The sequence below is a fragment of the Brachybacterium fresconis genome (assembly GCF_017876515.1).
In the GTDB taxonomy this organism is placed as follows: Bacteria; Actinomycetota; Actinomycetes; order Actinomycetales; family Dermabacteraceae; genus Brachybacterium; species Brachybacterium fresconis.
Window position 1 is genome coordinate 4,106,237 of the sequence record NZ_JAGIOC010000001.1, and the last position, 26,712, is coordinate 4,132,948.

Below are 26,712 nucleotides of genomic sequence, written 5' to 3' on the forward strand. Positions count from 1 at the left end.
GTGTGGAGCCTGTCACAAGGTCCATCGCGGCGGGGTTCGCGGCCGGTGCGCGGCTCTAGCCTGACCCGGTCCCGACCCCGCAGCAGAACCGGATCGCTCATGAACACCGCCGCCCGCACCGTGGCCGCCGACAGAACCGACGAGGGGCCCGAGGCGGACCCCGCGCAGGATGCCCCTGGTGCACAGGGTCGCCAGGTGGGTCCCGACGCTCCGGGCGGGCCCGGGGCTCCGGAGGGTTCCGAGGCCGCCGCTCGGCGCCGCTCGCGGTTCGGCCTGCTCCCGCGCATCGTCCTCGCCATCGCACTGGGCATCCTGCTGGGCCTCGTGCTGCCGGAATCGATCGCCCGCGTCTTCACCACCTTCAACGGGCTGTTCTCGGGGTTCCTCGGCTTCCTCATCCCGCTGATCATCGTCGGCCTGGTGACGCCCGCGATCGGCGAGCTGGGCCACGGCGCCGGGAAGATGCTGGCGGCGACCGCGGGCATCGCCTACCTCTCGACGACCCTGTGCGGCGTCTTCGCCCTGGCCCTGTCCCTGCTCCTGCTGCCCCGCATGCTCCAGGGGCAGAGCATCTCCTCGCTGGAGAACCCCGAGGACTCCGCGATCGCCCCCTACGTCGAGCTCGACATCCCGCCTGTGTTCGACGTGATGACGGCGCTCATCCTCGCCTTCTGCCTCGGCATCGGCCTGACCCTGGTGCGCCGGGGCGCGCTGCAGGAATCCTTCGAGCAGCTGCGCACCATCGTCGTGCGCATCATCGAGGCGATCATCATCCCGCTGCTGCCGCTGTACATCTTCGGCATGTTCCTGGGCCTGACCCTGAACGGTCAGATCTGGACCGTGATCGGGACCTTCCTCACCGTGATCCTGCTCGTGCTGGCGATGACCGTGGTGGTGCTGCTGGCGCAGTACGCCGTGGCCGGGTGGGCCATGGGCCGCAACCCTCTGAGGATGCTGTGGACCATGCTCCCGGCCTACGCCACGGCGCTGGGCACCAGCTCCTCGGCCGCGACCATCCCGGTGACCACCGAGTGCACCAAGCGCAACGGCGTCCCGGACGCCATCGCGGACTTCGTCGTGCCGCTGTGCGCGACGATCCACCTGGCCGGCTCGACGCTGAAGATCACCACCTTCGCGGTCGCCATCATGATCGTCACCGGCATGCCGCTGACCATCGGGCCCCTGATCGGCTTCGTCCTCATGCTCGGCGTCGTGATGATCGCCGCTCCCGGCGTCCCGGGCGGCGCGATCATGGCGGCCGCGGGCGTGCTGTCCTCGATCCTCGGCTTCGGCGAGGCGGAGGTCGGGCTGATGATCGCCGCCTACATCGCGATCGACTCCTTCGGCACGGCCACCAACGTCACCGGCGACGGCGCGATCGCGGCGCTGATGGCGCGGCTGTCGAAGGGCCGGGTCTCCGGGCAGCCGCAGACCCCGGAGCATCCTCAGGTCCAGGGGGTCTGAGCTGCCCGAGGTCCCGGAGCGCTCCGCGGCCGTGACGACGGCCTCCGGCGGCTCCGCGGTCCGCCAGGTTCAGGCCCCGTACCCTGAGGTCATGATCGATTCGACCGCCGCTGCGCCCGCCCCACGTTCTTCCGCGCCCGATGCCGCACCGCTGACCGCCGTGGTCACCGGTGCCTCCTCGGGGATCGGCCGCGCGACGGCCGCCCGTCTCGTCGCCGACGGCTGGCGGGTCCTGGCCGTCGCCCGTCGCGAGGACCGTCTGGCCGAGCTGGCGGCCGAGACCGGCTGCGAGGTGCTCGGCGTCGATGTCACCTCCGATGAGTCCGTCGAGCGCCTGGTGGCGCGGACCGAGGAGCTCTTCGCGGGTTCGCTGAACGCCGTCGTGCACGTCGCCGGGGGCGCCCTCGGGGTCGAGCCCGCGGCCGAGGCCGATCTCGCCAAGTGGCAGCGCATGTACGACATCAACGTGCTCGGCGCCGTGCGCGTGACCCGTGCTCTGCTGCCCGCCCTGCGCACGAGCGGACGCGGAGACCTGCTGTTCGTCACGTCCGTCGCCGCGCAGGAGGCCTATCCCGGCGGTTCCGGGTACAACGCCGCGAAGGCCGGGGAGCACATGCTCGCCGGCGCCCTGCGCCTGGAGCTGAACGGCGAACCGATCCGCGTCATCGAGGTCGCTCCCGGCATGGTGGCCACCGAGGAGTTCTCCCTCGTGCGGCTCGGGGACCGGGCGGCGGCCGACGCCGTCTACGACGGGGTCGAGAACCCGCTCACGGCCGAGGACTGCGCCGACGTCATCGCCTATGCCCTGGGCGCTCCGCACCACGTCAACCTCGACCTGGTCACCGTGCGGCCGCTCGCCCAGGCCGCCGCGCACCGCGTGGCCCGACACCAGGGGATCTGAGCGCTCGCCGCACGGACCGGGGGTCGACTACGACCAAAGGTGTAGAAGGATCTCCTCCTCCGGCCCGATGCGCGCCGGTGGCGATGCGGGGGAGGATCGGGTCATCGCCCGATGCGGGACGCCAGGTGCTCCGCAGCACCTGACTCGCGGATCGGACGCTCACCGCCGCACCCGAGCCCCAGGACGTCATCATGGCGACGATGCCCCCCGACCGCTCCTCGCACGACCACCGTGGACGCAAGCCCTCCGTCGGTCGTCCGGCCCTGTTCGTCGTGCTGCTCGCGATCGCCTCGCTCGGCGTGCTCGGACTGCTCGTCGTCGGCCCCAGCATCACGCTTCCGGTCGCGGTGGCCGTGGCCGCCGGGCTGCTGGGGCTGGTCGGAGTCGCCTGGGCGGTGGCCGGCCCTCGTCTGTGACCTGTGCGCGTGTGCGACCGACGCGCGTCGGCGACCGGTTCGCTCCCGCGACCGACGCGCGTCGGCGATCCGCAGGCGGCGAGCCGGCTGCGCTGATCAGACGTCGATCCGGATCTCACCCTCGCCCCGCGAGACGCAGGTGGTTATCTGCTCGGCCTGCTCGTCCTCCCGGAGGAACTCGTCCAGGTGCTCGACCTGTCCGGAGACCAGGGGCACCACGCAGGCGCCGCAGACCCCTCCCTCGCAGGAGTAGTCCATGTCGATGCCGGCGTCCAGGAGCGACTGCAGGAGGGATTGCTCCTCGGCGACCTCGACCGTCATGCCGGACCTGAGGCGCCGGGCCGTGAAAGGCTCTCCGAACAGCGACATCCTCGCTCCTTCCGGGTGGGCCGCCCGGGGTGGCAGCTGGGCTCCCAGTTTCCCATGCCGGAGGTGTCGAGGAGGGGGTGAGTCGCGCCTCACCTGCGGTTTCCTACGCGTCGGCTTCGTCGGACTCCTCGTCCTCCGAGCGCGGGGGCGCGGAGATCGTCGCGGTCCCGGATTCGGCCGGGGAGGCCGAGACGCGAGCGGACGACGGAGCCGTCGTCGCGGACGGGCTCAGCGCGAGAGCAGCCGGGCCGAAGCTCAGCACCAGCAGGGCGGTCGCGCCGAGTGCGGCGGCTCCGGCCGTGGCGCGGCCGGCGAGCCCCCGAGGGACGGAGTGGAGATCATGGGCCGGAGCGAGCGTCGAGGGCAGCTCCGTGCAGACCGCGACCTCCGCCGTCGGCGTCGAGGGGCGCGACGCTGTGCCGGTCTCGTCGTCCATATCGGTTCCTCCTTCGGGAACTGCGGCGATCTGCCGAGGAACCCATTCCAGTCGCTGCAGCTGTGCTGGCGCTGTGCATGCGGATCGGGTTCCCTGTGATCCGTGCATCGCACTCGCGCACCGCCGGATGACCGTCCCGGGACGGACGCGTACACTGGCGCGCATCGGCATCGACCCGGCCATCACCGGTGAGCCGCGGGAAGAACCGCCCACCGCCGACTCGCGGAGGAGGGCGCAGTAGAACCCGCCGGGACCAGCCCGTCACAGCTGAGGAACGAGGGGAAGCTCCCGCACCGGTCCGCCGGTACGGACAGGGCATCAACCGAGGTGGTACCGCGCCGCCGATCTCCGGGTCGACGAGCGTCCTCGGACACCGTGATGTCCCAGCCGTCGTCCCCTGTTCTTCTTCGGAGGTCCGTCCCCATGGTCTACCCGGTCAGCGGAGACCCGCTCGTCCCCTCACCGAACCTGCCGGCGCTCGAGAACGCCATCCAGGAGTTCTGGCGCACCGACGACACCTTCCGCGCCTCGATCGCGCAGCGCGAGGGCGCCGAGGAGTTCGTCTTCTACGACGGTCCGCCCTTCGCCAACGGCCTGCCGCACTACGGACACCTGCTGACCGGCTTCGTCAAGGACGTCGTCCCCCGTTTCCGCACCATGTGCGGCAACAAGGTCGACCGCCGCTTCGGCTGGGACACCCACGGCCTGCCCGCCGAGCTCGAGGCGATGCGCGAGCTGGGCATGACGGAGAAGTCCGAGATCGAGGAGATGGGCCTGCAGGCGTTCAACAACGCCGCCCAGGCGTCGGTGCTGAAGTACACCAAGGAGTGGGAGGACTACGTCACCCGCCAGGCCCGCTGGGTCGACTTCGACAACGACTACAAGACCCTCGACGTCACCTTCATGGAGTCGGTGCTGTGGGCCTTCAAGACCCTGTACGACAAGGGCCGCGCCTACGAGGGCTACTACGTGCTGCCCTACTGCTGGAAGGACCAGACGCCGCTGAGCGCACACGAGCTGCGCATGGACGACGACGTCTACCAGGAGCGTCAGGACCAGACCGTCACGGTCACCTTCCCCTTCTGCGGGGACCGGGCCGAGCGGCTCGGCCTGGACGGGGTGAACGCGCTGGCCTGGACGACGACCCCGTGGACCCTGCCGACGAACTTCTCCCTCGCCGTCGGCCCCGAGCTCGAGTACTCGGTGGTCCCGGCCGGCCCGCTCGGGGCGGCCGACGGCGCCGCCGCGGGCGAGGCCCGCTATCTCATGGCGACCGCGCTGCTCGGCTCCTACGCCACGGAGCTCGGCTACGAGAGCGCCGAGGATGCCCTCGCCGCCTGCGAGGAGCGGGTCTTCCTCGGCTCCGAGCTCGAGCACATGGCCTACCGGCCGCTGTGGACCGTGTACTCCGAGGACCGCGAGAGGTGGGGCACGCAGAACGCCTGGATCGTCACCGTCGCGGATTACGTCTCCACCGACGACGGCACCGGCGTGGTCCACCAGGCCACCGCCTACGGTGAGGCCGATCAGCAGGTCAACGCCGAGTACGGCATCCCCGTGATCGTCTCGGTGGACGAAGGCGCCCAGTTCCTGGACTACTTCGCCGGCACCGAGCTCGACGAGATCGCCGGAGTGCAGGTGTTCGACGCGAATCGTCCGATCATCCGCAACCTCCAGCGCTCCGGGCGCCTGCTGCGCGAGGCCAGCTACGTGCACTCCTACCCGCACTGCTGGCGCTGCCGGAATCCCCTGATCTACAAGGCCGTGAGCTCCTGGTACGTCAAGGTCGCCGACCAGCGCCGGCGCATGCTCGAGCTGAACGAGCAGATCGACTGGGTCCCCGGCAACGTCAAGGACGGCCAGTTCGGCCGCTGGCTCGAGGGCGCCCGCGACTGGGCGATCTCCCGCAACCGCTACTGGGGCTCCCCGATCCCGGTGTGGAAGAGCGACGATGCGAACCATCCCCGCATCGATGTGTACGGCTCCCTGGCGGAGCTCGAGGAGGCCTTCGGCACCCTCCCGCGCGACGAGCACGGCGAGGTCAACCTCCACCGGCCCTACATCGACGAGCTCACCCGCCCCAACCCCGACGATCCGACCGGGAACTCCACGATGCGCCGCGTCGAGGAGGTCTTCGACGTCTGGTTCGACTCCGGCTCGATGCCCTACGCCCAGGTGCACTACCCCTTCGAGAACACCGACTGGTTCGAGTCCCACAACCCCGCGGACTTCATCGTGGAGTACATCGGCCAGACCCGGGGCTGGTTCTACGTCATGCATGTGCTCTCCACCGCGCTGTTCGACCGGCCCGCGTTCACCTCCGTGATCTGCCACGGCATCGTGCTCGGCGAGGACGGGCAGAAGATGTCCAAGTCGCTGCGCAACTACCCCGATGTGCGCGAGATGTTCGACAAGTACGGGGCCGACGCGATGCGCTGGTTCCTCATGAGCTCGCCGATCCTGCGCGGCGGCAACCTCGTCGTCGACGAGCCCAAGATCCGCGACGCCACGCGCCATGTGGTGCTGCCGCTGTGGAACGTCTGGTACTTCCTGGGGCTGTACGCCAACGCCGCCGGGGACAAGGACGAGCAGGGGCGGCCGACGGGCCACCGCGGGGCGACCCGCTACGGGTCCACCGACGTCATGGACCAGTACCTGCTGGCTCGCACCGGCGATCTGGTGCGGCAGGTGCGCGAGCAGATGACCGCGCTCGCGATCGCCGATGCCGCCGAGCTGATCCAGGACTACCTGGACATGCTCACCAATTGGTACGTGCGCCGCTCCCGCGACCGGTTCTGGGAGGGCGATGAACAGGCGATCGACGTGCTCTCGACCTGCCTGGCGACCCTGTGCCAGGTGACGGCGCCGCTGCTGCCCATGGTCACCGAGGAGATCTTCCAGCAGCTGACCGGCGAGCGCTCCGTGCACCTGACGGACTGGCCCGACGACTCCCTGTTCCCCCGCGACGCCGCGCTGGTCGCCCGGATGGACGACGTGCGCGCCATCGCGGGCGTCGGCAACTCCCTGCGCAAGAAGGAGCAGCTGCGGGCACGGCTGCCGCTGGCGGAGCTCACCGTGGTCCACCACGACCCCGCCTCCCTGGAACCCTTCGCCGCCCTGATCGCCGACGAGCTCAACGTCAAGGCGGTGCGCCTGCTGGACGTGGCCAGCGAGGAGGCCCAGGGCATGGGCGTCGAGCAGCGCCTGACCGTCAACGCCCGAGCTGCCGGCCCGCGACTGGGCAAGCAGGTGCAGACGGTCATCAAGGGTTCGAAGTCCGGGGACTGGTCGGTGGACGAGGCCGGCACGGTCGTCTCCGGTGGCATCGCCCTCGAGGCCGGCGAGTACTCGCTCGATCTCGTGGCCGGCCAGTCCGCCGCGATGGAGGGCCGGGCCGTGGGCGTGCTGCGCGGCGGCGACTTCCTGGCCCTGGACATCCGCCTGACCCCCGAGCTCGAGGCCGAGGGCACCGCCCGCGACGTGGTGCGCGCCATCCAATCCGCGCGCCGCGGTGCCGGGCTGGACGTCTCGGACCGGATCCGTCTGACCGTGGACGGCGACGAGCAGGTCGTCGAGGCGGTGGCCGCGCACCGCGAGCTGGTGGCCGGGGAGGTGCTGGCCGTCGAGCTGGCCGTGCCCGCCGCCCCCGCCGACGGTGCCCACTCCGCGAGCGAGAAGGTCACCGCCGGGGCCGTGACCGTCTCGGTCGCCGCCGTGTGAGCTGAGCGCGGCTGGGACCGGGTACGGTCGCGCCGCCGTCCCCGGCCGAGCTGGCGGCACCGCCGTGTCCGGCCGAGCTCTGCGCTGTCGTTGCCACAGCGGACTGTCGCTGACTGAGCTCTGCTTTGTCGTTGCCACAGCGGACTGTCGCTGACTGAGCTCTGCTTTGTCGTTGCCACAGCGGACTATGGCACCGACAAAGCAGAGCTCGGCCGAGGGGAGATGACGCAGAGCTCGGCCCGGGGGCAGACGACGCAGAGCTCGGCCGAGGGGACGGGACGGGGAAGGGTCCGGTGCCGCGGGCACGCGCGGCATGGGACACTCTCACCGGTCGCGACGATCGCGGCCGGCGGGCCGCACGGGTCGACCACTTCCCCGCAGCAGGGCGGCGGCGGGGGCCCGGCCCACGTCGAGAACGGACGGGGACGATGATGGGACGACGACGCCTTCTCACCGCGGGCCTCGCTCTGTCGGCGGCACTTCTCAGCGGCTGCGGGCTGCGCGGAAGGTCGCTGGACCGGACGCTCAACGAGGCGGCCCAGAGCGTCGACGGGGTCACCGCCTCCGCGCTCGAGACGGTCACCGGCGCCGAGTTCCAGCGCGCCATCCGGGGGCGGATCGAAACCTCCGCCGCCGAGCGGGACGCGGTGCTGGAGATCTTCGGGCAGGTGATGTCTGCGCTGGTCGCGGCGGTCGTGGAGCGCGGCGGCTCCGAGAGTGAGACGTCACGCGGGGTGGGAGCGATCACGGCCCTCGGCTCCGACGGCGAGGAGTACGACATGTGGGACCTTCGTCCGGATCTCGAGCGGTCCACGGGGCGGCTCGACGCGGTGATCCTCTCGGACTTCGCCGAGTAGGGGAGCGAGGATCAGCGCTGCTGATCCGGCTCAGGGCTCGCCGCGCCCCACGGTGACGACCTGGGACCGCGCGACGTAGGTGCCGTCGCCCAGATAAACCCCTGCGAGATCGTCCTGGAGCGCGGACAGGGTGGGATCGCTCGCCGTGCTCCGGGCGAGGGATCCCGAATAGCCCCCTGCGGGATCGTGACCCGATCCCATGGAGTCGTGGTTCGCGACCAGCACCGGCACGGGATCGATGCCGGTGACCGGGTAGGGATCCAGAGTCACTTCGTGGCGGTTGGGGGCGCCGAGGTGCGTCCCGCCGGGTTGGGCCCCGCCGAGATCCGTCTCGGCGATCAGGTCTCCGCTGAAGCCCTCGAGACCGGTCCCGGCCTCGTGACTCACGTTCACCGATCGGGTGGTGCCTTGAGCCGGGACGACGGTCTGCACCGGCGAGCCGACCGAGAAGGTGTGCGTGACGTTGTAGGTGCCGGGGTCCCCGGAGGTGCTGTTGAAGCTCGGGTCCGCTGCGAGCTGGTTCGCCACGATCCCTCCCTGGCTGTGTCCGACGATCAGGACATCGGCGCCGGGTGGGACGTCCGCCGCCGCCATCGCTGCCTGCACGTCGTCCATCGCCGCGGGATGCTGGCCGGCGACCAGGCGCAGGTTCGAGCCCCAATCACGGGAGTTGCCCTGCTCGCCGTATGCCCCGGGGACGTCGGTCGCCCCCGCCCCTTCCGTCGGCGGGACCTGCACGATGTAGGAGGGCCGGCCGCCGGAGGCACCGCGGACCTCCTGGATTCCGATCTGGCCCGCCTCCAGCGGGGCCTGCCCCGGGCTGTCCATCCGCAGCGCATCGTTGTCGGCCACCAGGTCCTGCAGATCCCGGGGCGACCGTGCACGTCCGTCGTCCGTGACCACGTCCGTCACGATGCCGCCGGGGCGGTCGTCGAGGAAGGGGGTGTCCTCGCCCGTGACGGCCTCGTACACGCCCACTCCGGCGGATCCCGTGGTCACCAGGGCGGCGGCTCCGAGCTCGGCGTAGGTCGGGACCCGCTCGCCGGTGGCCCAGTCCTCGAGGATCGTGCCGACATGGTCGGCGTCGCGCTGGAACTGCGCGATGCCGTCGGTCCTCACTCCGATGGACCCCAGCCCGTCCTCGACCAGGTCGATGCCGGTGTCGACGCCCCAGCCGATCGCGACGGACGTCACCCCGGCCACGCCGGACAGTCCCTCCTCCAGCGGAGCCTCGAGCCAGTCGGGCATCCACGGCGCATCGTCCTGGCGGTAGCCGTGTGCGATGTCCGCCGCAGGAGCGGGCGGGATCATGGCCCCGCCGCCGTCCGTCCCCGTCCCGCCGCCGTCCGTCCCCGAACTCCCGCCGTCCGGTGCGGAGGTCGCGTCCTGCTCGTCCGCCTCGGTGAGCGCCTGATCGCCGAGGCGGTCCAGCTGATCGCACAGAGCGGTCAGGGAGTCGGTGGCCTGCTCGCGCCACCGTCCGCGGAAGTCCTCGGCGTCCGGGCCCGCCCAGGAGACCGTTCGCACCGCGGCGTCGAGACGTCCGCGTCGATCCTCGAGGGCGCCGGAGGCGGCGTGCAGGCGCCCGGCGTACGAGCGCACCGCGTCGGGGGCCATCCCGTGGAAGCCGTTCATCGCGTTTGCGTCCGGTCGGAGCAGGCGGCGGCGAATCGCAGTCCCTCCTGCAGGACGGGCAGCACGGTGCCCAGCACGTCCCCGTCGGCCACCAGGTGGACCGGGCCGAGAGCCGCCTGCGAGTCATCCATGCGATACAGCGAGCGCTCGCCGCGCACCCACAACCGGGACCAGCTCTCGCTCGTCTCCGGGGCCTGCAGGTGTCGTCCGGAGGGATCGTGCAGCGTCAGCGAGACCGCGGCCCGCGCCCCGTCCGCGGTGAGCGCGTCCAGCAGATGCTCGTCGATCCCGTCGGCGCCGGAGAAGGCCTCCGGCGCAGCGGTGCCGCGGGAGAGCTCGTGACGGACCTGCTCGATCTGCCCCGGGGTGAGCCGGAGACCTGCCGACTCCCGTCGGACCCCGAGGTGGGGCGCGCCGCCGAGACCGACCGGGGCGAGGAGCTCCTCGACCAGGGCCGGGATCCGATCCCTGGAGACGCTGGCCCAGGTCGAGGGGGAGCGGCCGCGGGAGGCCTCGAGTGTCGCCGCGTCGGGGTGCAGCCCGATGCGCAGCCTCCTGGTCGAGGCTCCCTCCGTCGTGGCCACCACGAGCAGGGCGGGGGAGGTGAAGTGCCGGCGGAGGATCTCGGCGGACGTCGGGTCCTCCTGCCCCCTCCTGGCGGGAGCACGCTCCGGGGCCGGCACGAGGGCCCGGTACACGGGATTCCAGACCTCGGGCGGGACGGAGCCGGCGACGACCCGACGGGCCGCCTGCTCCACGTCGGCGGTCAGCGGTGGCATCGCCGTCTCCTCACACGGTCGAGCCGGAGTCCCCGGCGCTGGTGATAGCCCTGAGACTAGGAGCAGGGTCGACGCCGGCCCACGGGGGCCACTCCCCATGTGGACAGTCACCTCCTGGGGAGGAACGATTCCCCCGCGGCCCCTCGTAGACTGATCCCCGCCCCGCCCGCCTCACCCCAAGCCACCCCAGGAGCCTTCGTGCCGAGTTCTCCCCGCCCGGGCCCGTCCCGTCCGGCGCTGTCCCCCGAGCTGCGCGAGGTCTATGCCGCGCTGCTCGATCGCGCCCCGGAGAACCAGATCGAGCCGGACCTCTCGCGCATCATGCGCGTGATGGAGCTGATGGGCGACCCCCAGAACGCCTACCGCTCGATCCGCATCGCCGGCACCAACGGCAAGACCACCACGGCGAGGATCCTCGAGCGGATCCTGCGCGAGGCCGGACTGCGCACGGGACGCACCACCAGCCCCCACCTGCATTCACCGGTCGAGCGGATCGCGATCGACGGCGTCTCCATCGACGAGGAGGGCTTCCTCCAGGCCTACCGCGACGTGGAGCCGTTCGCCGCGGTCGTCGACGCCGAGCAGGAGGCCGCCGGCGGAGTGCGGCTGACCTACTTCGAGTACCTCACGGCGATGTCCTTCCAGGCGTTCGCCTCCGCCCCGGTCGACGTCGCGGTGGTCGAGACCGGGCTCGGCGGCACCTGGGACGCCACCGGCGTCGTCACCCCCGACGTCACCGTGATCACCCCCATCTCACTGGATCACCAGGACTACCTCGGCGACACCATCGCGGAGATCGCGGGGGAGAAGGCCGGGATCCTCACCGCCGAGGCCACGGCGATCCTCGCCAACCAGCCCTATGAGGATGCGGCCGACGTGCTCCGCGAGCGCATCACCGAGCTCGGCGCCGAGGCCGCCGTCGAGGATCAGCAGATCGGCGTTCTCGCCCGCACCCCGGGCGTGGGCGGCCAGATGCTGACCCTGCAGGGGATCGCGGGACGCTACGAGGAGGTCTTCCTCTCGCTGCTGGGCGAGCACCAGGCGCGCAACGCGCTGCTGGCCGTCGCGGCCACCGAGGCGCTGCTCGGCGACGGCGGCACCGTGCTGGACGGGGAGATGCTGGGCACGGCCCTGGCCTCGATCACCTCCCCCGGACGCGCCGAGGTGGTCCGGCAGTCGCCGACCGTCCTGCTGGACGCCGCCCACAACCCCGCCGGGGCCCTGACGCTCGTCGAGACCGTCCGCGAGAACTTCCGCTTCACCCGCACCATCGGCCTGGTCGGCATCCTGCAGGAGAAGGATGCCGAGGAGATCCTCGCGGTGCTGGAGCCGCTGCTGGACTACGTCGTGATCACCCAGTCCTCCTCGCCGCGGGCGATCCCCACCGACGTCCTCGCCGACCTCGCCCGGGACGTCTTCGACGACGAGGACCGCGTCCTCGAGCAGGGTGGCCTGCCGGATGCGATCCAGGCCGCCGTCGACCTCGCCGAGACCGAGGGCGACCAGTTCGGCGGCGTGGTGGTCGCCGGCTCCGTCACGCTCGCCGCCGAGGTGCGGGACCTGCTCGGCGTTCCGTGGGAGGACTGACCATGGCCCTGGACCTGACGCCGTCCCCGCGCCCCCACGGCGCGCAGCGGATGTTCTCCGCGACCACCCTCGTCATCGAGGCCTTCGTCGTGTTCTTCGCGGTCCTGGTCGCCCATCAGCTGGCCCCGGACTCCCGCGTCAGCACCTGGGTCTGGGGCCTGCTGACGGCCCTGGCCCTGGTGGCGTGCTCGGGACTGCTGCGGCGCGGGTCCTGGCCGTACTGGGCCGGGATCGTTCTGCAGGTCCCTACTGTCCTGCTGGGGCTGCGGGTGGGCGCGATGTGGGTGGTCGGTCTCGCCTTCGCGGCGCTGTTCGTCTACGGGGCCTTCAAGGGCCGCCAGCTGGACCGGGAGAAGGACACCGTCGACGCCCGCGTGCGCGCGGCGCAGGGAGAGGACCCCGCAGCACCGGACGACGCCTGATCCGTCGTCGGTCCCGTCGGCCACCGCGGGCGCCCTCGCCCACCGTCGACGCGACCAGCCCCGTCGTTCCCGCGACCCGGTTCGGTACCGGCGCAGGTCGTGGGTACCCTGGTGCCATGACCGCACAGCGCACCCTCGTCCTGCTCAAGCCCGACGCCGTCCAGAGCGGCCTGCGCGGGGAGATCATCCGCCGGATCGAGGCCAAGGGATACGACATCGTCGCCCTGGCCCAGCGCACCGCGAGCGCCGAGGAGCTCGCCGCCCACTACGCCGAGCACGAGGGCAAGCCCTTCTACCCCGGCCTCGTCGAGTACATGAGCGCCTCCCCGCTGGTCGCGATCGTCGCCGAAGGCGTGAACGTGATCCCGGGCTTCCGCTCCCTGGCCGGTGCCACCAACCCCACCGAGGCCGCCCCCGGCACGATCCGCGGCGACCTCGCCTGCGAGGACGACCTCCCGGTCATCCAGAACCTCGTGCACGGCTCGGACTCCGAGGAGTCCGCCACGCGCGAGATCGGCATCTGGTTCCCCGAACTCGGCTGAGCTCCTGGCGCCCGGCGCGTGAGGCGCGTCGCAGCGCAGGGTCCCGCCGATCCCCATCTGCGGCGTGCACACTGTGACCATGGCACTGTCCCTCGTCACCGTCCTGTTCCTGGGGCTCGCCCTGCTGGTCGGGCTCGGGATCCTGGTCTTCGTCGCGGCGCCGCACCTGCGTCGGCGCGGGGACGACGAGGAGTCGACGGCGGATCGGCCCCGGCGCCACTCCTCACGCACCGGCCGCTGACCGGAGCGCCTCGTCGCCCCTCGCGCCCCGGGCGCTGCATGCTGCGCCCGCCCGTCCCCGATACTCGGCTTCGTCGGGAGGGACCCATCGGGGCGTCCTAGACTGGCCGCTGGCCGCGCCGCATCGTCGGCTTCCCCGACCCCGGAGGTGACCCGTGGACCCCAATGACATCCTTGCCCTGATCGCCGGAGGCGGCGGCAGCGTCCTCGTGATCGGCGCCGGCGCCTGGGCCTACGTGCGCAGCCGCGGCAAGAAGAAGTCCTCCGACGATCGCACCTCACGGGACGGCACGGACCCGGCGGACAGGACCGCCGGATCGCGGAGTTCGACCGCCGTCAAGGACCGACCGGCGGCGCCCACGTGGGCGGACACCCTCTCCGCCCCCGCGACGAAGCCGGCCGAGGACCCGAGCGGAGCCACGGCGCCGGAGACGGAGGAGCAGCCGGCGGAGGAGAGCGCACCGACCTCGACGGACGGCGACCCGGGCACCGGATCCGTCGCCGAGGCCCCCCAGGATGCCCCCGCACCCGGCGCCGACACCGCGACCACCGAGGAGCAGGCCGGCACCCCGGAGCAGACCGCCGCCGCAGAGCCCGGGACGGCCGCGCCGGAACCGGCGTCGGACACGACGGCACCGCCCGCCGAGCCCACCACCGCTGCTGCGGAGTCCGACACCGCTGCTGCGGAGCCCACCACTGCTCCCGCGGAGTCCGACACCGCGCCCGCCGGGGCCGACACGGGCGCGCCCGCCCTGGAGACCCCCGAGGCTCCCGCCGATCGCATGGTGCGCCTGCGCGAACGCCTCTCCCGCTCCGGCGCCCTCGGCCGCGGCATCCTCGGTCTGCTCACCCGCGGCAGCATCGACGAGGGGACCTGGGACGAGATCGAGGAGACCCTGCTGCTGGCCGACCTCGGCCCCGACGCGACCGACGAGATGCTGGAGAACCTCCGCCGGCGCATCCAGGTCCTCGGCACCGACGACACCGCGGCCGTCCACGACGCGCTCCGCGAGGAGCTGCTGACGCTCGTCGATCCCTCCCTCGACCGCCGCCTGGCCGCCACCCGGCGCGACGCCCCCGACGGCACGGTGCTCCCCTCCGTGATGCTCATGGTGGGGGTCAACGGCACCGGCAAGACCACCACCGTCGGCAAGCTCGCCCGCGTCCTGGTCGCCGCCGAACGCAGCGTCGTCCTCGGAGCGGCCGACACCTTCCGCGCCGCCGCCGCCGAGCAGCTGACCACCTGGGGGTCCCGCGTCGGCGTCGACACCGTGCGCTCGGACCGCGAGGGTGCCGACCCGGCCGCCGTCGCCTTCGACGCCGTGAAGACCGGCATCGACCAGGAGGTCGACGTGGTCATCATCGACACCGCCGGCCGCCTGCAGAACAAGAAGGGTCTGATGGACGAGCTCGGCAAGGTGCGCCGCGTCGCCGAGAAGGGCCTGCACGGCGACGAGGTCGCCGAGGTGCTCCTGGTCATCGACGCCACGACCGGACAGAACGGCATGCAGCAGGCGCGCGTGTTCTCCGAAGCCGTCAACATCACCGGCATCGTCCTGACCAAGCTCGACGGCACCGCCAAGGGCGGCATCGTCGTCAACGTCCAGCGCGAGCTCGGCGTCCCGGTCAAGATGGTCGGCCTCGGCGAGGGCATGGACGATCTGACCCCCTTCGACCCGCACGGCTTCGTCGACGCGCTGCTGGGCGACTGAGCCTTCCCGCACTCGCCGGCCGCGGGTCGTTCCTCCTGTGAGCTGGTGACCGATGATCTGCAGATCATCGGTCACCAGCTCACAGTCGTCGGTGCGGTGCGGTGCGGTGCGGTGCGGTGCACGGTGAGACGAGGGCGAGGGGGAGCACGGGAGCGTCCACCCGGCGGGACGTCAGGTCACGGAATGATCACAGCGGCCTCCTGCCCTGGGCGCACGGGCCCCTCGGATACACCATGTGGACGACGACCTGCCCGGTCGTGCGGACTGCGGATCACCGCGATGGTCCCAGTCCGGTCCACTCCTGTTCGGAGACGCCATGGAGCCCTTCACCCTCGACACGGGGGCGACCGCGTGGATCCTCATCAGCGCGGCCCTCGTGCTGCTGATGACCCCCGGACTGTCCCTCTTCTACGGCGGGATGGTGCGTGCTCGCACCGTCCTGAACATGATGCTGATGTCCTTCACCGCGATGGCGGTGGTCGCCGTCGCCTGGACTCTGGTCGGATACTCGATCGCCTTCGGCTCCGACGTCGGCGGTCTGTTCGGCAGCCCCCTGGAGCATCTCGGTCTTTCCGGAACCGATGAGCAGTCGATCCTCGCCGGCAGCGGCGTGCCGTTCCTGGTCGCCGCCGGATTCCAGATGACCTTCGCGATCATCTCCACCGCCCTGATCTCCGGGGCGATCGCGGACCGCGTCCGCCTCGGCACCTGGATGGTCTTCTCCGCGGCCTGGGTCGTCATCGTCTACGCCCCGCTGGCCCACATGGTGTGGGGCGGCGGACTGCTCGGCGGTGACGGGATCTTCTCGACGATCGCCGAACCGGTCGACTTCGCCGGCGGCACCGTCGTGCACATCAACGCCGGTGTCGCGGGCCTCGTCCTGGCCGTCATCGTCGGCGCGCGCAAGGGATTCGGCAGGGAGCCGATGAAGCCCCACAACCTTCCGCTGGTCATGCTCGGCGCCGCGCTGCTGTGGTTCGGCTGGTTCGGCTTCAACGCCGGCTCCGCCGGCACCGCCGACAGCACCGCCGGCCTGGCCTGGGTGAACACCACCGTCGCCACAGCAGGCGCGATGCTCGGCTGGGCCCTGATCGAGCGGCTCCGCGACCAGCACGTGACCTCCCTCGGGGCCGCCTCCGGGGTCGTCGCCGGCCTGGTCGCGATCACCCCGGCGGCCGCCGCACTCACCCCGATCACCTCGATCATCCTCGGTCTCGTCGCGGGGGCGGCCTGCGCCCTCGCCGTCGGGCTCAAGAACCGCTTCGGCATCGACGACTCGCTGGACGTCGTCGGGGTCCACCTCGTCGGCGGTCTCGTCGGCACCATCGGCATCGGCGTCCTCGCGGCCGACGGCGGCCTGGTGCTCGGCGGCGGCGTGAACCTGCTGCTCGTCCAGGTCCTGGTGGCCGTGTCCGCGATGGTCTTCTCCGGCGTTCTCACCGCGGTGATCGCCCTGGCGCTGAAGCACACGATGGGCTGGAGGATCAGCGAGTCCGACGAGCGCGCCGGCATCGACATCTCCCAGCACGCGGAGGCCGGATACGATCTGGCAGGGGCGCTCGCATCGCGGCGGGATCGCGGAGTCCCCGCGGCGTCGTCCCCCTTCCCCGAGGCCGGGCGGTCCCCGGAGCCGCGCAACGCGGCTCCCGTCATGGAGACCTCGACCCCTGCTGACATCGCAGCCGAGGACAATCGGCCCGTCACCCAAGGAGAGCCCCGATGAAGCTCGTCACCGCGATCATCCAGCCGCACGCCCTCCAGCCGGTCACCGATTCGCTGCGCGAATACGGCGTCAGCGGCTTGACCATCACCGAGGTCGCCGGATACGGGCGCCAGGGCGGGCACACCGAGGTCTACCGCGGGGCGGAGTACACGATCGACACGATCCCCAAGATCAAGGTCGAGGTGCTCGCGGACTCCGCCGATGAGGCCGCGATCATCGATCTGGTCGTCGCCGCCTCCCGCAGCGGCCGCATCGGTGACGGCAAGGTCTGGACCACCGAGGTCAACACCGTCGTGCGGGTCCGCACCGGGGAACGGGACGCGGATGCCCTCTGAGGCACTGTCCTCCCGTCGGATCACGCAGGTGCTCCACGAGGGCTTCGCGGATCCGTCCGCCGGCCCCCGCCGCAGACTCGATCAGGCCGCCCTCGTGGACGACTGGCTGTCCGAGCTGTGGGCGGGGGCCGACGGCCCCGCCTCCGGGGCGGCGCTGGCCGCGATCGGTTCGCTCGGCCGACGGGATCTCGGCCCGGGGAGCGACCTGGATCTGGTGCTGCTGCTGGATCCGGACGGGCACGACCGGGTCTCCTCGGAGCGTCTCGCAAGCGCGCTGTGGTACCCGATCTGGGATTCCGGCACCTCGCTCGACCACTCCGTGCGCAGCCCGGAGGAATGCGAGCAGATCGCGCGGGAGGATCTGCGCGCCGCCGTGTCCCTGCTGGACCTGCGCCTGGTCGCCGGGGACGGCGAGCTCGTCGACGACACGGCGCGCCGGGTCCGTGCCCAGTGGCGGCGTGAGGCACGTCGGCGGGTCGCGGACCTGGTGGAACTGGCCACGGAACGCTCTCACCGCTACGGCTCCCTGGCGCACTCCAGCGAACCGAACCTCAAGTCCGACCGCGGGGGCCTGCGGGACGTGATCGTCATCCGGGCCATCGCCGAGAGCTGGCTGGCCGATCACGACCACGAGGTGATCGACGCCGCCGCCCGTACCCTGGCGGACGCTCGCGATGCCCTGCAGGCCGTGACCGGATCCTCGGGGACCCGGCTGGGGCGAGCCGATCAGGATTCCGTCGCGGCGCTGACCGGTCACGCCACCGCCGACGACCACCACGCCGTGCTCGCCGGGGCCGCCCGGGCGGTGACCTGGGAGCTGCACCGCACCGTGCGCGCGGCGGAGGCGGCGATCCGGCCCCGGGGAGCGGCGTCCCGCGGATCGGGCACGGAGCGACGACCTGCTCTCACCCGCCTCCCGCACGGTGTGCTCGTGCACTCCGACGAGATCTCCGTGGACCCCGATGCGCGCGACCTGCTGCGCGACGTGGCGGCCGTCCGTCATGCCGCCATCTCCGGCCTGCCCCTGGCCGACGCCACGCTCGCCCGCATGGCGCGGGGGGAGATCGACCCGCTGCTGCCCGCCCAGCGCGACGTGCTCGTCGACGCCCTGGCGGGGGAGCACTTCGCCGAGGTGTACGAGGCGCTGGACGTGACAGGGATCTTCGCACGATGGATCCCCGGCTGGGCCGCGGTCCGGAACCGCCCCCAGCGCTCCGCCGTGCACCGGTTCACCGTGGACCGCCACCTGGTCGAGACGGTGATCGAGGCCCAGCGATTCCTGCCCCAGGTGGCTCGGCCCGACCTGCTGCTGGTCGCCGCTCTGCTGCATGACCTCGGCAAGGTTCCCGGTCAGCGCGACCATGCAGCCGAAGGCGCCCCCCTCGCGGAGGTCGCCGCCGGCCATCTCGGCTTCGAGAAGGCGGACGTGCGCACGATCGGTCGACTGGTGCGCGAACACCTGACCCTGATCTCCCTGGCCACCGGACGCGACCTCGCCGATCCGGCGACGCTCCGGGAGCTGCTGCGCGTCGTCGACGATGACGCCGACACCCTCGAGCTCCTGCGTGCGCTCACCGAGGCCGATGCGCGCGCCGCCGGGCCTGCCGCCTGGTCCACATGGCGGGCCGATCTCGTCGGCCACCTCACCGATCTGGCGCGCGACGCCCTCAGCGGTACTGCGCCCGCCCCGCGCACCGTGCTGACTCCGCAGCGCGGAGTCACCGAGGCCGTGCTCGCCGCCGTGCAGGAGAGCGGCGGCGCGCAGGTGGTCTACCCGGCACCGATCGACGACGAGCCGATCAGCCAGATCTGTGCGGGGGCACCCGACGGGGACGGAGTGTTCGCCGCCATGGCCCGCGTCCTGGTGCGGCTGCGCCTGGACGTCCACAGCGCGGTCGTCCTGTCCCGCGATGGCGTCGTCGTGAACACGTGGTGGGTCGCGGCCGCCCCGTCGGACCTCCCGCACCCCTCCGTGCTGCGCAGCGCCCTGGATCGCGAGCTCGCCCGTCGTGACCGCGCGGATGCCCGGGTGCTCGAGCTGCCGCCGGCCCCGCCGCCGCGCACCACCGAGGACACCCCCGTGGTGACCGTCCTACCCGGCGCTTCCCGGGAGTCCACCGTCGTCCAGGTCAACGCCCGTAACCGACCGAGCCTGCTGGCCGACGTCGCGGAGGTGATCACCGAGCATGGCCTGCAGCTGCGCAGCGCCCACGTGCTGACCCTCGGTCGACGCGCCGTGGACGTGCTGTACCTGAGCGATCAGCACGGTCGGGCTCTCGATCCGCCGACGACGGGCAGGATCGTTGCCGCGCTCATGGACGCCGCGGCGACCTGAGGAGGTCCGGGGCCGCGCGCGAGGCGCAGACGGATGGCCGTCTGGACCCGCGGACCGATCCTCCTTCCTCGACGGCGGACCGTCTTCTTCGACAGCGGACCGTCCTCTTCGACGGTGGACCGTGGACACGTCGTCCCGGTGCCGAGCTCGGCCAGGGGCGTCAGGGCGGCGCCGCACCCCACCGGCCGCGTGCCGTTCGCCTCGACGACGTCACTCCGGCGTGCTCAGCCCGGGGGCGGCCACTACACTGATGCGGTCCGTCCGACCAAGGGGAAGCGCTTCGTGTTCAACAATCTCTCCGATCGCATCACAGCGTCGCTGAAGGGTCTGCGCGGCCATGGCCGCCTGTCCGAGGCGGACGTCGACAAGACGATCCGCGAGATCCGCCGTGCGCTGCTGGACGCCGATGTCGCCGTCTCCGTGGTGCGCGATTTCACCGGCCGCGTGCGCGAGCGCGCTCTGGGCGAAGAGGTCTCCAAGGCTCTCAACCCGGCCCAGCAGGTCGTCAAGATCGTCAACGACGAGCTGGTCGAGGTGCTCGGCGGTGCGACCGGTGAGCTGCAGTGGGCGAAGAAACCGCCGACGGTCATCATGCTGGCCGGCCTCCAGGGCGCCGGCAAGACCACTCTCGCCGGCAAGCTCGCGGCCTGGATGAAGTCCGAGGGCCACACCCCGCTGCTGGTCGCCGCGGACCTCCAGCGGCCCAACGCCGTGAACCAGCTGCAGATCGTCGGTGAGCGCGCCGGCGTCCCCGTGTTCGCGCCCGAGCCCGGCAACGGCGTGGGCAATCCGGTGCTGGTCGCCATGAACGGCGTCTCCACCGCTCAGTTCCAGCAGCACGACGTGGTCATCGTCGACACCGCCGGTCGTCTCGGCGTCGATGAGGAGATGATGCAGCAGGCGCGGGACATCCGCGACGCCGTCAACCCTCACGAGACCCTGTTCGTCGTCGACGCGATGATCGGCCAGGACGCGGCGCGGGTCGCCGAGGCCTTCCGGGACGGCGTCGGCTTCACCGGCGTGGTGCTCTCCAAGCTCGACGGCGACGCCCGCGGCGGTGCCGCCCTGTCGATCACCGGCGTCACCCAGCGTCCGATCCTCTTCGCGTCCACGGGTGAGGCTCAGCAGGACTTCGAGCGGTTCCACCCCGATCGCATGGCCGACCGCATCCTCGACATGGGGGACGTGCTCACCCTCATCGAGCAGGCCGAGAAGGCCTTCGACCAGGAGGAAGCGGAGAAGGCGGCCGCGAAGCTCGCCTCCGGCGAGGATTTCACGCTCGATGACTTCCTGACCCAGATGCAGCAGCTGAAGAACATGGGCAACATCAAGAAGATGCTCGGGATGCTGCCGAACATGGGCCAGCACCGCGAGGCGCTGGAGAGCTTCGACGAGGGCGAGATCGGCCGCATCGAGGCGATCATCCGGTCGATGACGCCCGAGGAGCGCAACAACCCCAAGGTCATCAACGGATCGCGCCGCGGTCGCATCGCCAAGGGCTCCGGCACCACGGTCCAGCAGATCAACCAGCTGCTCGAGCGCTTCAAGCAGGCGCAGCAGATGATGCGCAGCATGGGACAGGGCATGGCGGGCGGCGGTGGCGGCGCCGGGATGCCGGGGATGCCCGGTGGGCCCGGAATGGGCATGGGCAAGAAGTCCCGCGGCCGCCAGCAGGCGCCGAAGCAGGGCAAGAAGGCGAAGGCCTCGAAGAACCCGGCCAAGGCCGCGCGCGAACAGGCCGAGGCCGCCCGGAAGGCCGCGGCCGGCGAGGGACAGAACCAGGGCGGCTCCGCCTTCGGCGGCTCCTCGTCCCAGAGCGCCCCGGACGCCGCCGACTTCGATCCCAAGCAGCTGCCGCCGGAGATGCAGAAGCTCCTCGGCGGCAAGTGAGCCTCGGCGCGCGCCGAGCACGGGAATCCGGCGAGGCGTAGCGTCCCGCGAGGTCTGGCTTCCGGCGCACCCCATTCATGCGCGGTTCGGTTCCCTCACGCGGAACAGAACCGCGCATACCCCAAGATGGGCCCGCGTCTTCGTCGGTACGCTCGCACCATGAGTACCGCGTCTTCGGGCCCAGCGTCTGCCAGCCCCGTGTCTGCCGGTCCCGAGTTCGCCGGGCCCGAGTTCGCCGGTCCCGACTCCGTCGACCTCGCACCGGGGGCGTCCGCGCCGGTCCTGCACCTCACGGGTCCGATCCTGCTCGGGCCGGAGGAGGAGGTGTCCGAGGCGTGGGTCGCCGGAGGCCGGATCCTCCACGAGCGGCCCGAGCTGCCGGCCGGGGCCGAGATCCGCGAGCTCGACGGGTTCGTGGTGCCCGGGCTCGCGGACCTGCACTGCCACCTCGGCATCGGCGACGACGGCGCGGGGACCACCCTCGAGACGGCCCGCGAGCAGGCGCTCACCGACCGTGCGACCGGGGTGCTGTTGATCCGTGACGCCGGCTCGATCATCGACAACTCCCCGCTGCAGCAGCAGGACGACCTCCCGCAGCTGATCCGCTGCGGCCGACACCTCGCCCGGACCCGCCGATACCTGCGCGGTTACGCCCACGAGCTGGAGCCCGAGGATCTCCCGGCAGCCGTCACCGTCGAAGCGGAGCGGGGCGACGGCTGGGTCAAGCTCGTCGGCGACTGGATCGACCGCCGGGCCGGGGACCTCACCCCCTGCTGGAGCGGCGAGGACTTCGCTGCGGCAGCCCGGGCCGCGCACGCGGCCGGAGCGCGCATCACCACGCACACCTTCGACGAGGAGACGCTCCCGCTCGTGCTGGATGCCGGCTTCGACTGCCTCGAACACGCGACGGGCCTGACCGACGAGACGATCCGTACCGTCGCCGAGGCGGGCATCCCGGTGGTCACCACCCTCGTGAACGTCGATGAGTTCGAGACCTACGCGAGCCAGGGCGAGGCCAAGTTCCCCGCCTACGCCGCCCACATGCGTCGGCTGCGCGCCTCCCGTTTCGAGCGCACCCGGGATGCGCATGACGCCGGGGTCCCGCTGCTGGTGGGCACGGACGCCGGGGGAGTGCTGGGTCACGGCATCATCCACGAGGAGCTCGACGAGCTGGCACTCGCCGGGCTCAGCGCCACGGCGATCCTCGAGGCCGCCGCGTGGGCCCCGCGGCGCTTCCTCGGTGCTCCCGGGCTCGAGGACGGGGCTCCGGCCGATCTTCTGGTCCTGCCCCGGGACCCTCGTGGTGACCATCACGCTCTGCGCGAGCGGTCGGCCGTGGTGCTGCGCGGACGCGTCGTCGCCGAGGACTAGGAGGGGCGGCGCGCTGCTCGATCGGCTCTCACGCGGACGGCCCGCGCCACGGACGGTTCTCGACACGGACGGCCCGCCCCACGGACGGCTCGCGACGGCACAGGCGGCGCGCGACGCGCCGTCGGATCCGCGCGAATCCGCCGATGGTGTCCGAGCTCACCCTAGGATCGCGACCTATGGAAACGCAGAACGCTCCGGTCCGCTGGAAGCTCATCGGTCCCGGCCTCGCCGTGGCCGCCACCGGCATCGGCGCCGGGGATCTGATCGCCACGCTGGTGGCCGGCTCCCAGTACGGCTACGCCCTGCTGTGGGCCGCGGTCCTCGGCGTCGTCATCAAGATCTTCCTGGTCGAGGGGGCCGGACGCTGGTCGCTGGCCACCGGCCACACGATCTTCCAGGGCTGGCAGCGCGTGGGCCGATGGACGTCGGTCTACTTCGGTCCGTACATCCTGCTGTGGGGATTCGTCTACGGCGCCACCGCCATGAGCTCGACGGCGCTGCCGATCTACACCGTGTTCCCGCAGGTGCCGTTCATCGTCTGGGCGATCCTGACCGGGCTGATCGGGGCGGCGCTGGTGTGGAGCGGGCGCTACCACGCCTTCGAGAAGATGATCGCGGTCCTGGTCGGCGTCATGTTCGTGACGGTCGTCGGTGCAGCCGTCGTCACCGTGCCGAACCTCCCTGAGATCCTCGGCGGGCTGGTCCCGCGGATCCCCGACGGCGGCATCGTCTACACGCTGAGCCTCGCCGGGGGCGTCGGCGGGACGATCACGCTGGCCGCCTACGGCTACTGGCTGAAGGAGAAGGGCTGGTCGAGCCCGCGCTGGATGAAGGTCATGCGGATCGACAACTCCGTCGCCTATGTCATCTCCGGCATCTTCGTGGTCTCGATGCTGATCGTCGGCGCCGAGCTGCTGTACTCCGCCCAGATCGCGATCACCGACGGGGATGAAGGGCTCGTCGAGCTCTCCGGTGTGCTTCAGGAGCGCTACGGCTCGGTCATGCGGTACGTGTTCCTGCTGGGCTTCTGGGCCTCGTCCTTCAGCTCGGTGCTGGGGGTGTGGAACGGCGTCTCGATCATGTTCGCGGACTTCTGGGGCAACCTGCGCGGCCTGCCCGAGGATCACCCCGGACGAGGGATCGGCGGCACGTACTACCGCGGGTACATCCTGTGGCTCACCTTCCCGCCGATGCTCCTGCTCCTGCTGGGTAAACCGGTGCAGGTGATCATCGCCTACGGGGTGCTGGGCTCGCTGTTCATGCCGTTCCTGGCGCTGACGCTGCTGTTCCTGCTGAACTCCCGGCACATGCCGGAGCGATGGCGCAATGGATGGGTGCTGAATGCGATCCTGGTCGTCATCGCAGCGCTGTTCATCGTCCTGGGCATCCAGCAGCTGATCGGCGCGATCGCCGGCTCCTGAAGCTCCCCGCATCCCGCCGGCAGCCCACGCGGCTTCCCGGCGCCGCCCCGTGACGTCCTGCCGCGACGGTTGTGCCCCGGTGCACATCGGCCCGGCTGGTGCTGGAGCGCGGATCCCTGGCATAATCTGTTTCTGTATGCGTCCGGGCCGGCCCTCTACCCGCCCGGACACGTCACCCCGAGAACCGTCAGCGCCCGCATGACCCCACAGGCTGCGGCGGGACTCACCCGAACATCATTGAAGGAGAGTCCACCCACGTGGCTGTCAAGATTCGCCTGAAGCGCATGGGCAAGGTCCGTGCACCGCACTACCGCATCGTCGTGGCCGATTCGCGCAAGAAGCGCGACGGCGCCGTGATCGAGCAGATCGGTCAGTACCACCCGACCGAGGAGCCCTCGTTCATCGAGGTCGACTCCGAGCGTGCCCAGTACTGGCTCGGCGTCGGCGCGCAGCCGAGCCCGCAGGTCGCCGCGATCCTCAAGGTCACCGGTGACTGGGCGAAGCACTCGGGTGAGGGCGATGCCGCCGGCACGCTGAAGACCCGCGCGGACAAGCAGTCCGCCGAGGACCTCGTCGCCGAGGCCTCCAAGGCCGCCTCCACCTCCCGCGAGGGCGCCAAGGCCAAGAAGGCCAAGGCCGAGGAGGCCTCCGCCGCGGACGCCGAGGTCGAGCCCGGCTCCGAGGAGGTCCCCGCCGCGGGCGAGTCCACCGAGGACGCCGAGGCCGCGACGACCGACGAGGCCTGAGATGAGCGCCCGCGCCGAAGCCCTCGACCACCTCGTCCGCGGCATCGTCGACGACCCCGAGGCCGTGAGCGTGAACGAGAAGTCCACGCGCCGGGGGCCGTTGCTCGAGGTCCGGGTCGGTGCCGCCGACCTGGGACGCGTCATCGGACGGTCCGGCCGCACCGCCCGTGCCCTGCGCACGGTCACCGCAGCCCTGTCGGAGGACGACGTGCGCGTCGACATCGTCGACGTCGACCGGCGCTGAGGTGCCTCGAACGACCTCTGGGAGCGGCACTGCCGACAGGACGGACACCGTCCTGATCCGGCAGTGCCGCTCCTCGTCGTCCGGGCTGCTGCGGCGCCGAGTGCGCGCGATCAGCGCCCTGCTCGGCGCGTCGATGCTGCTGGCCGGATGCAGCACCGCCGGCGGGGGAGACCCCGAGGAGACCTCGAGGGCGGCTCCCGGCGCGACCGGACCGGCGGCCACCGACGCCTCCACCGCCGAGCCCGAGCTCGCCGATGCGTGCCGGACGTTCTGGGGCGACCCCGACTACACCGCACCGCTGTCCCGGGTCGTGCTCGACCGGGCCGCCACCGCCCCCGAGGCGGGCCCGTCGGACCCCTACTTCTACGCCACCACCGGCGACGAGATCGAGATGACCTTCGCCGAGGCTTCCGCGGACGCACAGGCCGCGGCCACCGACCTGGCGGGCTGGTTCCGCAGCGAGCCCGAGCAGGGCCAGGACGCCGACCTCGACGCCTTCGCCGCAGCCTGGGACGCCGTGGCCGCGTCCTGCGCGGGCAGCTCCGCCGCCGCCTCCTGGGCGCTCCACCCCGGCGACGACGGCACCAAACCAGCCGCCTTGACCTGCGCGGACGTGTTCGACACCCCGGGCACCCTGACCCATTTCGCCAATGCGAACGTGCTGACCTCGAATATGTTCAAGCTCGTCGGCCTGAGCCCGCGCACCGTCCCGGCCGACCGCATGGAGGACGTCCAGGACACCTCGGACCTGCTCGCCGCCGAGATCGCCGCGGTCGACGACGACGCCGTCCGCACGGCCCTGACCGAGGTGCGCGCCCCGTTCCAGGACGCCCTGGCGGGCGACCTGCGCTCCGACGGCCTGCGGGGGCCCCTGACCGACCTCGGCACGGCCTGCGAGGCGGCCGGATACGCCTCCCCCGAGCTCGACGAGACCGATGGCGGCGAGACCGCCGAGGACAGCGAAGGACTGGTATGAACACTCTGGACGTCACCGTCGCCACCATCGGCCGCGCCCACGGCCTGCGCGGCGAGCTCGCGCTGAACGTTCGCACCGACCAGCCCGAAGAGCGCCTCGGTCGCGGCGCCCGCTTCGAGGTCTCCACCGGCACCGGTCCGCGGACCCTCACTCTGCGCGGCACCCGTCGGCAGCAGGACCGCTGGTACGCCTCCTTCGAGGAGGTCACCGACCGCACCGACGCCGAGTCGCTGCGCGGCGTGGACCTCGTGCTGGCCGTCGACGCCGAGGACGAGGCCGAGGAGGACCCCGACGCCTGGTACCCGAGCCAGCTGACGGGCCTGACCGTGCGCCACGTCGACGGCCACGAGCTCGGCACCGTGCAGGGGGTGGAGCACTACCCGGCGCAGGACCTGCTGGTGGTGCGCACCCCGGACCGTCGCCGCGTCCAGCTCCCGCTGGTCGAGGCCCTGGTGCCCGAGGTGGACCTCGACACCGGCGTCGTCATCGCGAACCCGCCCGGCGGGCTCTTCGACGCCGTGGCCGAGGATGAGCAGGGTCCTGAGCCCGAGACCTCCGCGCCGCCCGCGCGCCCGCAGGACTGAGGCCGCG

Annotated in this window: 24 protein-coding genes; 20 read left to right on the plus strand and 4 right to left on the minus strand. The window is 71.8% G+C overall.

Going from position 1 to position 26,712, the window contains the following annotated elements; translation table 11 throughout:
- The first annotated feature begins 99 nt into the window (after positions 1-99).
- The 3 genes from JOF44_RS18200 (at position 100) to JOF44_RS18210 (ending at position 2,781) form a co-directional block, all read left to right on the plus strand.
- Entirely contained in the window at positions 100-1,464 is a 1,365-nt protein-coding gene (locus JOF44_RS18200) for a dicarboxylate/amino acid:cation symporter (protein WP_245349009.1), read from the plus strand.
- A gap of 91 nt (positions 1,465-1,555) precedes the next feature.
- Positions 1,556-2,365 carry an SDR family oxidoreductase gene (locus JOF44_RS18205; RefSeq protein WP_209894832.1) on the plus strand — a complete coding sequence of 270 codons (810 nt, stop codon included), beginning with the start codon at positions 1,556-1,558 and terminating at the stop codon, positions 2,363-2,365.
- A gap of 191 nt (positions 2,366-2,556) precedes the next feature.
- Entirely contained in the window at positions 2,557-2,781 is a 225-nt protein-coding gene (locus JOF44_RS18210) for a hypothetical protein (RefSeq protein ID WP_209894834.1), read from the plus strand.
- A gap of 96 nt (positions 2,782-2,877) precedes the next feature.
- Here the strand turns inward: JOF44_RS18210 and JOF44_RS18215 are convergent, their stop codons facing one another.
- Both JOF44_RS18215 and JOF44_RS18220 read right to left on the minus strand, forming a co-directional pair.
- Positions 2,878-3,150 (minus strand): 2Fe-2S iron-sulfur cluster-binding protein, encoded by a 273-nt coding sequence (locus JOF44_RS18215; RefSeq protein ID WP_209894836.1) that lies wholly within the window; start codon positions 3,148-3,150, stop codon positions 2,878-2,880.
- 103 nt (positions 3,151-3,253) lie between these two features.
- The gene (locus JOF44_RS18220; RefSeq protein WP_209894838.1) at positions 3,254-3,586 is read right to left on the minus strand and encodes a hypothetical protein; all 333 of its coding nucleotides are present in this window, start codon (positions 3,584-3,586) and stop codon (positions 3,254-3,256) included.
- 423 nt (positions 3,587-4,009) lie between these two features.
- Between JOF44_RS18220 and ileS the strand changes: the two genes are divergently transcribed.
- Together ileS and JOF44_RS18230 are read left to right on the plus strand one after the other, a co-directional pair.
- The gene (gene ileS / locus JOF44_RS18225; RefSeq protein WP_209894840.1) at positions 4,010-7,306 is read left to right on the plus strand and encodes an isoleucine--tRNA ligase; all 3,297 of its coding nucleotides are present in this window, start codon (positions 4,010-4,012) and stop codon (positions 7,304-7,306) included.
- 428 nt (positions 7,307-7,734) lie between these two features.
- Complete coding sequence (locus tag JOF44_RS18230; RefSeq protein WP_209894842.1) at positions 7,735-8,163, plus strand: hypothetical protein; 429 nt, start codon at positions 7,735-7,737, stop codon at positions 8,161-8,163.
- A 30-nt stretch (positions 8,164-8,193) separates the two neighbouring features.
- On the opposite strand, the gene JOF44_RS18235 is transcribed toward JOF44_RS18230, so the two are convergent.
- Both JOF44_RS18235 and JOF44_RS18240 read right to left on the minus strand, forming a co-directional pair.
- On the minus strand, positions 8,194-9,798 hold the full coding sequence (locus tag JOF44_RS18235) for a WXG100 family type VII secretion target (protein ID WP_209894844.1): 1,605 nt from the start codon (positions 9,796-9,798) through the stop codon (positions 8,194-8,196).
- Positions 9,795-10,577 (minus strand): hypothetical protein, encoded by a 783-nt coding sequence (locus JOF44_RS18240; protein ID WP_209894846.1) that lies wholly within the window; start codon positions 10,575-10,577, stop codon positions 9,795-9,797. Before JOF44_RS18240 ends, JOF44_RS18235 begins: the two co-directional genes overlap by 4 nt.
- Before the next feature lie 198 nt (positions 10,578-10,775).
- Here JOF44_RS18240 and JOF44_RS18245 point away from each other — a divergent pair, with 198 nt between their 5' ends.
- The 15 genes from JOF44_RS18245 to rimM all read left to right on the plus strand — a co-directional run bounded on the left by JOF44_RS18245 (position 10,776) and on the right by rimM (position 26,705).
- Positions 10,776-12,164, plus strand: a complete 1,389-nt coding sequence (locus JOF44_RS18245; protein WP_342591838.1) for a bifunctional folylpolyglutamate synthase/dihydrofolate synthase — start codon at positions 10,776-10,778, stop codon at positions 12,162-12,164.
- A gap of 2 nt (positions 12,165-12,166) precedes the next feature.
- Complete coding sequence (locus tag JOF44_RS18250) at positions 12,167-12,586, plus strand: DUF4233 domain-containing protein (protein ID WP_209894848.1); 420 nt, start codon at positions 12,167-12,169, stop codon at positions 12,584-12,586.
- A 116-nt stretch (positions 12,587-12,702) separates the two neighbouring features.
- Complete coding sequence (ndk, locus tag JOF44_RS18255) at positions 12,703-13,128, plus strand: nucleoside-diphosphate kinase (RefSeq protein ID WP_209894850.1); 426 nt, start codon at positions 12,703-12,705, stop codon at positions 13,126-13,128.
- Between the two features lie 79 nt (positions 13,129-13,207).
- Positions 13,208-13,369: a hypothetical protein gene (locus tag JOF44_RS18260; RefSeq protein ID WP_209894852.1), complete on the plus strand. Its 162-nt coding sequence runs from the start codon at positions 13,208-13,210 to the stop codon at positions 13,367-13,369.
- 154 nt (positions 13,370-13,523) lie between these two features.
- Complete coding sequence (gene ftsY / locus JOF44_RS18265) at positions 13,524-15,080, plus strand: signal recognition particle-docking protein FtsY (RefSeq protein ID WP_209894854.1); 1,557 nt, start codon at positions 13,524-13,526, stop codon at positions 15,078-15,080.
- Positions 15,081-15,396: 316 nt separating this feature from the next.
- Positions 15,397-16,803: an ammonium transporter gene (locus JOF44_RS18270; RefSeq protein ID WP_209894856.1), complete on the plus strand. Its 1,407-nt coding sequence runs from the start codon at positions 15,397-15,399 to the stop codon at positions 16,801-16,803.
- A complete protein-coding gene (locus tag JOF44_RS18275; protein WP_209894858.1) occupies positions 16,800-17,138 on the plus strand; it encodes a P-II family nitrogen regulator in 339 nt (112 codons plus the stop codon). The genes JOF44_RS18270 and JOF44_RS18275 overlap by 4 nt, the downstream gene beginning before the upstream one ends.
- Positions 17,128-19,473 (plus strand): HD domain-containing protein, encoded by a 2,346-nt coding sequence (locus JOF44_RS18280; protein ID WP_209894860.1) that lies wholly within the window; start codon positions 17,128-17,130, stop codon positions 19,471-19,473. The genes JOF44_RS18275 and JOF44_RS18280 overlap by 11 nt, the downstream gene beginning before the upstream one ends.
- A gap of 282 nt (positions 19,474-19,755) precedes the next feature.
- Positions 19,756-21,363, plus strand: a complete 1,608-nt coding sequence (ffh, locus tag JOF44_RS18285) for a signal recognition particle protein (protein WP_209894869.1) — start codon at positions 19,756-19,758, stop codon at positions 21,361-21,363.
- 282 nt (positions 21,364-21,645) lie between these two features.
- Positions 21,646-22,734, plus strand: coding sequence for an amidohydrolase family protein (locus JOF44_RS18290; protein ID WP_245349592.1), 1,089 nt, complete (start codon positions 21,646-21,648; stop codon positions 22,732-22,734).
- A gap of 176 nt (positions 22,735-22,910) precedes the next feature.
- The gene (locus JOF44_RS18295; protein WP_245349010.1) at positions 22,911-24,155 is read left to right on the plus strand and encodes an Nramp family divalent metal transporter; all 1,245 of its coding nucleotides are present in this window, start codon (positions 22,911-22,913) and stop codon (positions 24,153-24,155) included.
- A gap of 257 nt (positions 24,156-24,412) precedes the next feature.
- Positions 24,413-24,901, plus strand: a complete 489-nt coding sequence (rpsP, locus tag JOF44_RS18300) for a 30S ribosomal protein S16 (RefSeq protein ID WP_209894875.1) — start codon at positions 24,413-24,415, stop codon at positions 24,899-24,901.
- Position 24,902: 1 nt separating this feature from the next.
- On the plus strand, positions 24,903-25,145 hold the full coding sequence (locus JOF44_RS18305) for a KH domain-containing protein (protein ID WP_209894877.1): 243 nt from the start codon (positions 24,903-24,905) through the stop codon (positions 25,143-25,145).
- Between the two features lies 1 nt (position 25,146).
- Positions 25,147-26,121 carry a hypothetical protein gene (locus tag JOF44_RS18310; RefSeq protein WP_342591841.1) on the plus strand — a complete coding sequence of 325 codons (975 nt, stop codon included), beginning with the start codon at positions 25,147-25,149 and terminating at the stop codon, positions 26,119-26,121.
- Positions 26,118-26,705, plus strand: a complete 588-nt coding sequence (rimM, locus tag JOF44_RS18315; protein ID WP_209894879.1) for a ribosome maturation factor RimM — start codon at positions 26,118-26,120, stop codon at positions 26,703-26,705. The genes JOF44_RS18310 and rimM overlap by 4 nt, the downstream gene beginning before the upstream one ends.
- Positions 26,706-26,712 lie beyond the last annotated feature (7 nt).

Coding starts and splice junctions, on each gene's coding strand:
- JOF44_RS18200 (WP_245349009.1), top strand. CDS start 100: ATGAACACCGCCGCCCGCACCGTGGCCGCCGACAGAACCGACGAGGGG.
- JOF44_RS18305 (WP_209894877.1), top strand. CDS start 24,903: ATGAGCGCCCGCGCCGAAGCCCTCGACCACCTCGTCCGCGGCATCGTC.
- JOF44_RS18270 (WP_209894856.1), top strand. CDS start 15,397: ATGGAGCCCTTCACCCTCGACACGGGGGCGACCGCGTGGATCCTCATC.
- JOF44_RS18220 (WP_209894838.1), bottom strand. CDS start 3,586: ATGGACGACGAGACCGGCACAGCGTCGCGCCCCTCGACGCCGACGGCG.
- JOF44_RS18215 (WP_209894836.1), bottom strand. CDS start 3,150: ATGTCGCTGTTCGGAGAGCCTTTCACGGCCCGGCGCCTCAGGTCCGGC.
- JOF44_RS18295 (WP_245349010.1), top strand. CDS start 22,911: ATGGAAACGCAGAACGCTCCGGTCCGCTGGAAGCTCATCGGTCCCGGC.
- JOF44_RS18235 (WP_209894844.1), bottom strand. CDS start 9,798: ATGAACGGCTTCCACGGGATGGCCCCCGACGCGGTGCGCTCGTACGCC.
- JOF44_RS18280 (WP_209894860.1), top strand. CDS start 17,128: ATGCCCTCTGAGGCACTGTCCTCCCGTCGGATCACGCAGGTGCTCCAC.
- JOF44_RS18210 (WP_209894834.1), top strand. CDS start 2,557: ATGGCGACGATGCCCCCCGACCGCTCCTCGCACGACCACCGTGGACGC.
- JOF44_RS18205 (WP_209894832.1), top strand. CDS start 1,556: ATGATCGATTCGACCGCCGCTGCGCCCGCCCCACGTTCTTCCGCGCCC.
- JOF44_RS18240 (WP_209894846.1), bottom strand. CDS start 10,577: ATGCCACCGCTGACCGCCGACGTGGAGCAGGCGGCCCGTCGGGTCGTC.
- rimM (WP_209894879.1), top strand. CDS start 26,118: ATGAACACTCTGGACGTCACCGTCGCCACCATCGGCCGCGCCCACGGC.
- ndk (WP_209894850.1), top strand. CDS start 12,703: ATGACCGCACAGCGCACCCTCGTCCTGCTCAAGCCCGACGCCGTCCAG.
- ileS (WP_209894840.1), top strand. CDS start 4,010: ATGGTCTACCCGGTCAGCGGAGACCCGCTCGTCCCCTCACCGAACCTG.
- JOF44_RS18275 (WP_209894858.1), top strand. CDS start 16,800: ATGAAGCTCGTCACCGCGATCATCCAGCCGCACGCCCTCCAGCCGGTC.
- JOF44_RS18230 (WP_209894842.1), top strand. CDS start 7,735: ATGATGGGACGACGACGCCTTCTCACCGCGGGCCTCGCTCTGTCGGCG.
- JOF44_RS18260 (WP_209894852.1), top strand. CDS start 13,208: ATGGCACTGTCCCTCGTCACCGTCCTGTTCCTGGGGCTCGCCCTGCTG.
- JOF44_RS18250 (WP_209894848.1), top strand. CDS start 12,167: ATGGCCCTGGACCTGACGCCGTCCCCGCGCCCCCACGGCGCGCAGCGG.